Below are 6,615 nucleotides of genomic sequence, written 5' to 3'. Positions count from 1 at the left end.
TCCGGCAACCACCAGGCGTTCGGCCGCCCACCGCAGTGCCTCGGTGATACCAGCGTCCACGGCGCGCTTCGCCCAGCTCAGGGCCTCGTCCAGCCGATCGCAAGCTGCCAGCAGGTCAGCCACCCACCATAGGAGCTCCGTGTCGCCGGCGGCGACAGCACGCTCGTACCAGGTCAGGGCCTCGTCCAACTGTCCGGCCGCCGCCAAAAGGTCGGCTGCCCACCGCAGAGCCTCGGCGCTGGCGTCCATGGCGTCCATGGCGCGTTCCACCCAGGTCAGGGCCTCGTCCAACCGTCCGGCCGCCGCCAGGGATTCAGCTGCCCACCGCAGAGCCTCGGGGCCGCCAGCCTCGACGGCCCGCTCGACCCAGTTCAGGGTTTCGTCCAGCCGGTCAGCTCCCGCTAGTCGTCCGGCAGCGACCAGCAAGTCGGCTGCCCACTGCAGGGCCTCGGTGTCGCCAGCGTCTACGGCGCGCTCGTACCAGAGCAGTGCGTCGTCCAGCCGTCCGGCGGCGGCCAGCAGGTCGGCTGCCCACCGCAGGGCCTCGGTGTGGCCGGCCTCAGCAACCCGTGCGAACCACGGCAGTGCGTCATCCAGCCGTCCGGCAACCACCAGGCGTTCGGCCGCCCACCGCAGTGCCTCGGTGTCGCCTGCCCCAGCGGCGCGCTCGACCCAGGTCAGGGCCTCGCCCAGCCGTCCGGCATCCGCCAGCAAGGCGGCCCCGACCCCTAGGGCTTCGGTGTCGCTGGCGTCAGCAACCCGCTCGAGCCAGAGCAGTGCTTCATCCAGCCGTCCGGCAACCGCCAGCAAGACAGCCACGCTTTCCAGAGGCTCGGTGTGGCCGGCTTCAGCGGCGCGCTTGAGCCAGGGCAGTGCGTCATCCAGCCGTCCGGCCGCCGCCAGCAGGTCGGCCGCCCACAGCAGGGCGTCGGTGCCGCTGGCGGCGACGGCGCGCTTGAGCCAGGGCAGTGCGTCATCCAGTCGTCCGGCCGCCGCCAGTCGTCCGGCAGCCCACCGCAGGAGCCCGGTGTCGCCGACGTCAGCAGCCCGCTCGGCCCAGTTGAGGGCTTCGTCCAACCGGTCGGCTCTTGCCAGTAGGACGGCCGCGGTCCCTAGGGCCTCGGTGTGGCCGGCTTCAGCGGCGCGCTTGAGCCAGGGCAGTGCGTCATCCAGCCGTCCGGCCGCCGCCAGCAGGTCGGCCGCCCACAGCAGGGCCTTGGTGTGACCGGCGGCGACGGCGCGCTCGAGCCAGGGCAGTGCGTCGTCCAGCCGATCGGCAGCCGCCAGCCACCCTGCCGCCAACCGCAGAGCGTCGCCCCTGTCAGTGCTGGCGGTAGCGCAAAGGTGGAGGGCGATACGGAGCAGGCCACGGCTTTGGGCTGCATTGGCCAGTGTCAGGCGGTTGGTGGCAGGTGCGTGGTCGATGAGGGCGTTCCACAGAGTGGCGGGGGCGCGGGTGGTGTAGCGGTGGCGGCGGCCGTGCTGTTCGAGGTAGTCGGCCAGGCGGTAGTGGGGTTGGGCGAGGGCGGGTTGTCCGGGGCGCGGGCGGATGCGGGTGAGGATGCCGCGGGTGCCGCGAAGTGGCTTTGCGTTGTAGGCCAGGGCTTGTTCGAGCCAGTCTTCGTCGAGCAGGTCCCACTGAGTGTCGCTGAGGTAGCCCGGGGCGGCTGCTTCGAGCAGAGCCAGGGGGAGGGCGGGGCCGTGGCCGAGTCGACGGGCATCTATGGCAGCCTCGGTCAGTGCCCGCGCGCCGTCTGGTGCGCTGCGGTAGCGCTCAAGCAGGGACGGGGCTCCGGCCAGGTACTGGGTGATCGCTCCACTCTCGGCATGGTCGGCGGCGTACCCTAGACGCGGGTCCTCCACCGCCCGATCGGCCAGGGCACGCAGGTCGGTGTTGCTGAAGGCTGGTGGGACGGGCAGGCCGTGGCCGACCAGCAACGCGCGGGCCTGGGCATGGGGGTCCTTGCCCCCCGGTTCGGGCTGAAGGGTGAGGGTGCGCCAGTATTCGGGCCACAGGGTGCCCAGGATCAGCACAGGCGTCCGCGCCGGGTCGGCCAGCAGGGTGCGCAGCTTCGCCGCGAGGCGTTCGCCGAGGTCGGAGGCGGTCAGCAGGTAGTTCTGGGTTTCGTTGAGCCAGACCACTGTGTGGGGCGTGAGCTGTTCGATGGCCGCAAGGGCGGCTTCGGGAGGGGTGGGGTCGTACGGGTGCCACAGCCGCCACCCAGCGGGGAGGTGGCGCAGTACTTCCCAGCAGGCGCGGGTCTTCCCGGTGGAGGATCCACCCGTCAGCATCACGAGCCGGCTCACTCCGCGCTTGGCGTCCTCGGCGGCGGCGCGCAGCCAGGCGTCGTGAGCCCGCTCCACATAAACCGGCAGGACAGACCGTCCTGGGCCAGTGTCCAGCAGGTCGGTGCTGATGGCGTGATGCACCTCCAATGCGAACGGATCGGTCACCTCGGCCAGCGGCTTGCCCGGCGGGTCCATCAGCCGGGATTTGACCCACAGTTCGGCGACCCGGTAGGCCAGGGCATTGGCATCCCAGCCGGCCCAGCCGGCCAGAACAGCGGCGACCGCCACGGCGTCACTCTGCTGGGCGGGAACGCTCGGATCGCTGATGCACCGCCGGACCGTGTCCCGCGACGGCGACCCGAGCAGCGTGTCGTTCTCCGCGATGGCCGCGGCAATCTCATCCAGGCTCGGCTCGTCAGCCGCCGTGTAGACCTCGAAGAGCAAGTCCTTCAACTCCCGCAAGGGACCCGGCCCGGCCACGGCCCGGGCCAGTCTCCTCGGACGCCTGATCGGACCACTCCCCGTGTCGCCGCTCATCGCACCATCATGGCTGGACCTTCTCCGGCATACGGCGTGAACAGCCCTGATACCTCCCCCAATTGAGGGCTTGTCGCAACTTGGAGTGGATCTTCGAGTGGCCTTCAAGGTGGACACCAAGCCGGCCGGCTGCCCACTCGTCCACTCACATCCGTGGAGGCACCCCTGTGCTCAACAAGCGCCTGACACGCCGCGAACGACTGGCCCTGGGCCGCACTGCCCTAAACGGCACGGTCGCCGGAATCGCCCGAGCCGTCACTACCTGGCTCCTCAACCAACTGTCCCCATAACTGACTGTCACTCCCCAATGCAGCGGAGAGATCTGGCGCTTGGCCGCTCAGGCTCGGACAACGGACAGCATGAAACCCTGTCCATAACTTCGGCTCCGCAGCACAGCCGGGCCGCAGATCGGGCACGGACACGGGGGTGGTCAGCATCGGCTCCGGCAGCGTCCATGTCACCTCCCATCCCTTCCACCCGCACTGTCCGCCACCCGAGTGACTGCGCATCGTCGGCGAGCGACGTACAACTCCGCCCGCCAACAACACGAGGGCCCCAGCCGCACTCCCCAGAGGCGTGGGCATGCTGCTGGCCATGACGAACCCGCTCCGTACCCGCGTATACGTGATGACCGTCGCGGTGCTGGTGTCCGTGGTGGGCAGCGGAGCCTGCTTCGGCTTCGTCCTGGACGGCTGGGTGGGCGCCGTGGTGGGCGCGGCTACCACCAGCCTGGGCGCGGGATTCGGCATGCTTGCCCGCCCCCGGCCCGCGGTGGCTTCCGTACAGGCCGTCAGCGGCGACGGTTATGCGGAAGGGATCGCCGACACCGTCCTGTTGAGCATCGCGATGTACGAGGCAGCGGTCTTCCCACTGACCCCTGATGGGGCGAGCGACGAGGAACAGGATGCCCGCCGCACCGTCGCGTACCGGCTCTCCGCCTACGACGGCCCGCCCCGTTCAGTACGCGTGTCGGCGGCCGCCGCGTTGGAGGCTCTTGACGACGGAGCGGACGCCGAACGTGCCCGCGCTACCGTGAAGGAACTGTCGCTTGCGATATACGACTGCCGCAACGGCCGCTCTCTGACGGGTGATGCCTCTGACTCCAGCAGCGGGTAGAGATCACCCAGTTCCTAGGGCCCGAGGCCTCTGCACGCCCGGCGGGCCGGAGACCTCGCCCGTTTGAGGGAATTCGGCGGCTGGTGTCTTCGGCCGGTGCGCTCACGCCGGTTAGCATCCTGCCCGGCTAGTGCGTACTGCCGATCACCGCCTGCCTCCGGAGCCACGCCGCCGGACGCGGGGGTCAAGGTCCTGTGGGGCCCGCTCCTTCCCGTTCTGCGGTCCGTCGTGTCCACGGCAGTCGTACGAGCTGGTGTCGGGGGCGTGGCCCGGCCCGGCCAAGGAGTACGTCATGCCGAAGAACCAGTCCACCGCCGCGCAGAGCGCCCGCAGGGCCAGCCGGAGCGGGGAGAAGTACACCGAAGCCCTGCGCCGCGCAGGGACCGGCGATGCTTTGCACGCACCCCATGTCCTGCGGTTCCTGGCGGAGCGCTCGGGGAACCTTCACTATCTGGTCGGCGGGATCGCGGCGGCCTGGGCACACAGTGGACAGCGGGGCCTGCTCCTCGAGGAAGCCGAGGACTACTGGCGCTGGACCATGAGGGGCGCGGGTCGCAGCCGGAGCCGCCGCAAGAAGGAGATCGAGCCGGCCACCCCGCCGGAGCCGACGACCAGCACGCTGTGGGCCTCGCCGGACGGCCCCGGCCTCCTGACACGCCACACCTACATGTGGGAGGTCCGCCATCCGGCACAGGAGAGCGACCGCGGCTTCCCCCGCACCGACCGCAGCCCGCTCACGGCAGCGGTGGCCGACGCCCTCGACGCCTACGACGTGATCGTCCTTCTGCCGAGGTACTGGTCCTACCCCGACCGGGAGAACGCGACAGCGCACGTCGTTCTCGGGGAGATCGACATCTTCCCGCACACCGACTGCAGGACCGCACTCCCCGGCCCCAAGGGCGAAGAGAAGGGTGTCCCGCTGAGCCCCGAGCAGAGCGCGGCGGTTCTGCGCGAGCGGTGTCTGGACTTCCTCTTCGGATCTCCTCATCTGCCCATCCATCTGGACGGCGTGATCTGGCAGTCCAACGGGGAGCTGCCCGTCGACGCGGACTACCTGGCGGGCGTCGACCGGGACATGAACCGCGCCGGGCTGCGCCCTCTTGGATGGGCAGTCTCCGAGCGCCGGCCTTCCCCGCACCGGCAGCTGCCCGAGCCCGACCAGCTGAAGGACCTCCGCTTCGTCCAGCGGTACCAGCCCATCGCGGGGCGCCTGCACACGGCGCTGGACGCCCGTCCCGCCCGCAGGAACTGACTCGCCCGCGAGGAACAGCAGCGCCGCGCCCTGGAGGAGTTCGTTGGCCGGTGGGGCGCGGCGTCCGAGTGACTGGCTTAGCGCTGTACGGGGGCCTGCGCGGCTTGGGCAAAGTGCAGCACGACGGCCTTGGCCCCGGCGGCAAGTTCGTCCGACAGGTCACTGCTGCACTGCGCGGCAAAGAGGTGTACGTCCTCAATGCCGCCTACACCACGGCCAAGGACCCCAACCTCCTGCTCGCCACCCTGAACGGCCACCGCTAGACCGCAAGCCTCCCAGCACGACTGCAGGCAAAAATCGGCTTCATCGGCGCACCGCCACCCCGGCCCCATCGGCAGTCCCGTCTCTGCTTTGACCATGCAGGCCCCCGTTCTGGCTGTGTCGGTGCCGGTGGCCGCCTGCCACCTGCCAGGCAGCGCGGGACATCCGCCCCATTGCGAGGTGGCATGCCTGGTGGCCCCCTGTGCGGCGCAGCCCTGCCCACAGCTCTGTCTGCGGGATTGACTTGTCAGCTAATGCTGATAGCTTTTAGTTAATGCAGTTAGCCGCCGGGCTAGCGGGCCACTTGGAGGTAGTTGTGACCGAGTTCCTGAACGTCGACGGTGGGACCATCGCGTACGAGGTGACCGGTACCGCGGGGCCGCTGGTGGTGGTCGCCCACGGCATGGGCGACAGCCGTGAGGCGTACCGGTTCTTCACTCCCGCCCTGGTGGAGGCCGGGTACCGGGTCGTCGCGGTGGACCTGCGCGGCCACGGTGAGTCCAGCGTCGGCTGGGCGTCCTACACGCGCACCGACCTCGCGGGGGACCTGATCGCCCTGGTGAAGCACCTTGGCGAGCCGGCGATACTCGTCGGCCACTCCATCGCCGGCGGTGCCGTCACCATCGCCGCGGCCAAGGCCCCGGAACTGATCACCGCGCTGGTCGAGCTCGCGCCCTTCACCCGCAAGCAGCAGGTCCGGCTCGGTGACCTGCGGGTGGCCAGCTACCGCCGGGGCGCGACCCATCTCATGGGCACCACCATCCTCGGCAGCACCCGGCAGTGGGCCAAGTACCTGGACGTCGCCTACCCCGGCTCCAAGCCCGCGGACTTCGACACACGCATGGGCCAGATCACCGCGATGCTGGAGGAGCCCGGCCGCATGAAGGTCCTGCAGGCGATGGGCAAGATCTCCCCCGCCGACGCCGGGGAGCAGCTGGGCAACGTCACCTGCCCGGTCCTCATCGTGCAGGGCACCCTCGACCCCGACTGGGCCTCGCCGCGGGCCGAGGGCGAGGCGATCGTCGCCGACCTGCCGTCCGGACTGGGCCGGCTGGAGATGATCGAGGGTGCCGGTCACTACCCGCACGTCCAGTTCCCCCAGCAGACTCTCGCCGCGGTCCTGACCTTCCTGGCGAGCGTCGGTGCCTAGGGCAGGCCTG

The 6,615-nt window shown here is 70.2% G+C and carries 5 protein-coding genes; 4 read left to right on the top strand and 1 reads right to left on the bottom strand.

All coding sequences use genetic code 11. The features are described 5' to 3' along the window. On the bottom strand, positions 1-2,733 hold a 2,733-nt coding region (locus AQJ46_RS49610; protein ID WP_159064245.1), incomplete at its 3' end, for a tetratricopeptide repeat protein. 687 nt (positions 2,734-3,420) lie between these two features. On the opposite strand from AQJ46_RS49610, the gene AQJ46_RS49605 reads away from it, so the two are divergent. From AQJ46_RS49605 to AQJ46_RS49595, 4 genes are all read left to right on the top strand, one after another. Then, positions 3,421-3,942, top strand: coding sequence for a hypothetical protein (locus AQJ46_RS49605; RefSeq protein WP_063803968.1), 522 nt, complete (start codon positions 3,421-3,423; stop codon positions 3,940-3,942). Between the two features lie 292 nt (positions 3,943-4,234). Further along, entirely contained in the window at positions 4,235-5,194 is a 960-nt protein-coding gene (locus AQJ46_RS56440; RefSeq protein WP_225887658.1) for a hypothetical protein, read from the top strand. A 104-nt stretch (positions 5,195-5,298) separates the two neighbouring features. Then, positions 5,299-5,457, top strand: coding sequence for a hypothetical protein (locus tag AQJ46_RS55955; protein ID WP_159064244.1), 159 nt, complete (start codon positions 5,299-5,301; stop codon positions 5,455-5,457). A 314-nt stretch (positions 5,458-5,771) separates the two neighbouring features. Then, positions 5,772-6,605, top strand: a complete 834-nt coding sequence (locus tag AQJ46_RS49595) for an alpha/beta fold hydrolase (protein WP_059211946.1) — start codon at positions 5,772-5,774, stop codon at positions 6,603-6,605. Positions 6,606-6,615 lie beyond the last annotated feature (10 nt).

Source organism: Streptomyces canus (genome assembly GCF_001514145.1).
Taxonomy (GTDB): domain Bacteria; phylum Actinomycetota; class Actinomycetes; order Streptomycetales; family Streptomycetaceae; genus Streptomyces; species Streptomyces canus.
The sequence above is the reverse complement of the archived record's forward strand: the minus strand, read 5'-3'. Positions and strand labels throughout refer to the sequence as shown.

Coding starts and splice junctions, on each gene's coding strand:
- AQJ46_RS49605 (WP_063803968.1), top strand. CDS start 3,421: ATGACGAACCCGCTCCGTACCCGCGTATACGTGATGACCGTCGCGGTG.
- AQJ46_RS56440 (WP_225887658.1), top strand. CDS start 4,235: ATGCCGAAGAACCAGTCCACCGCCGCGCAGAGCGCCCGCAGGGCCAGC.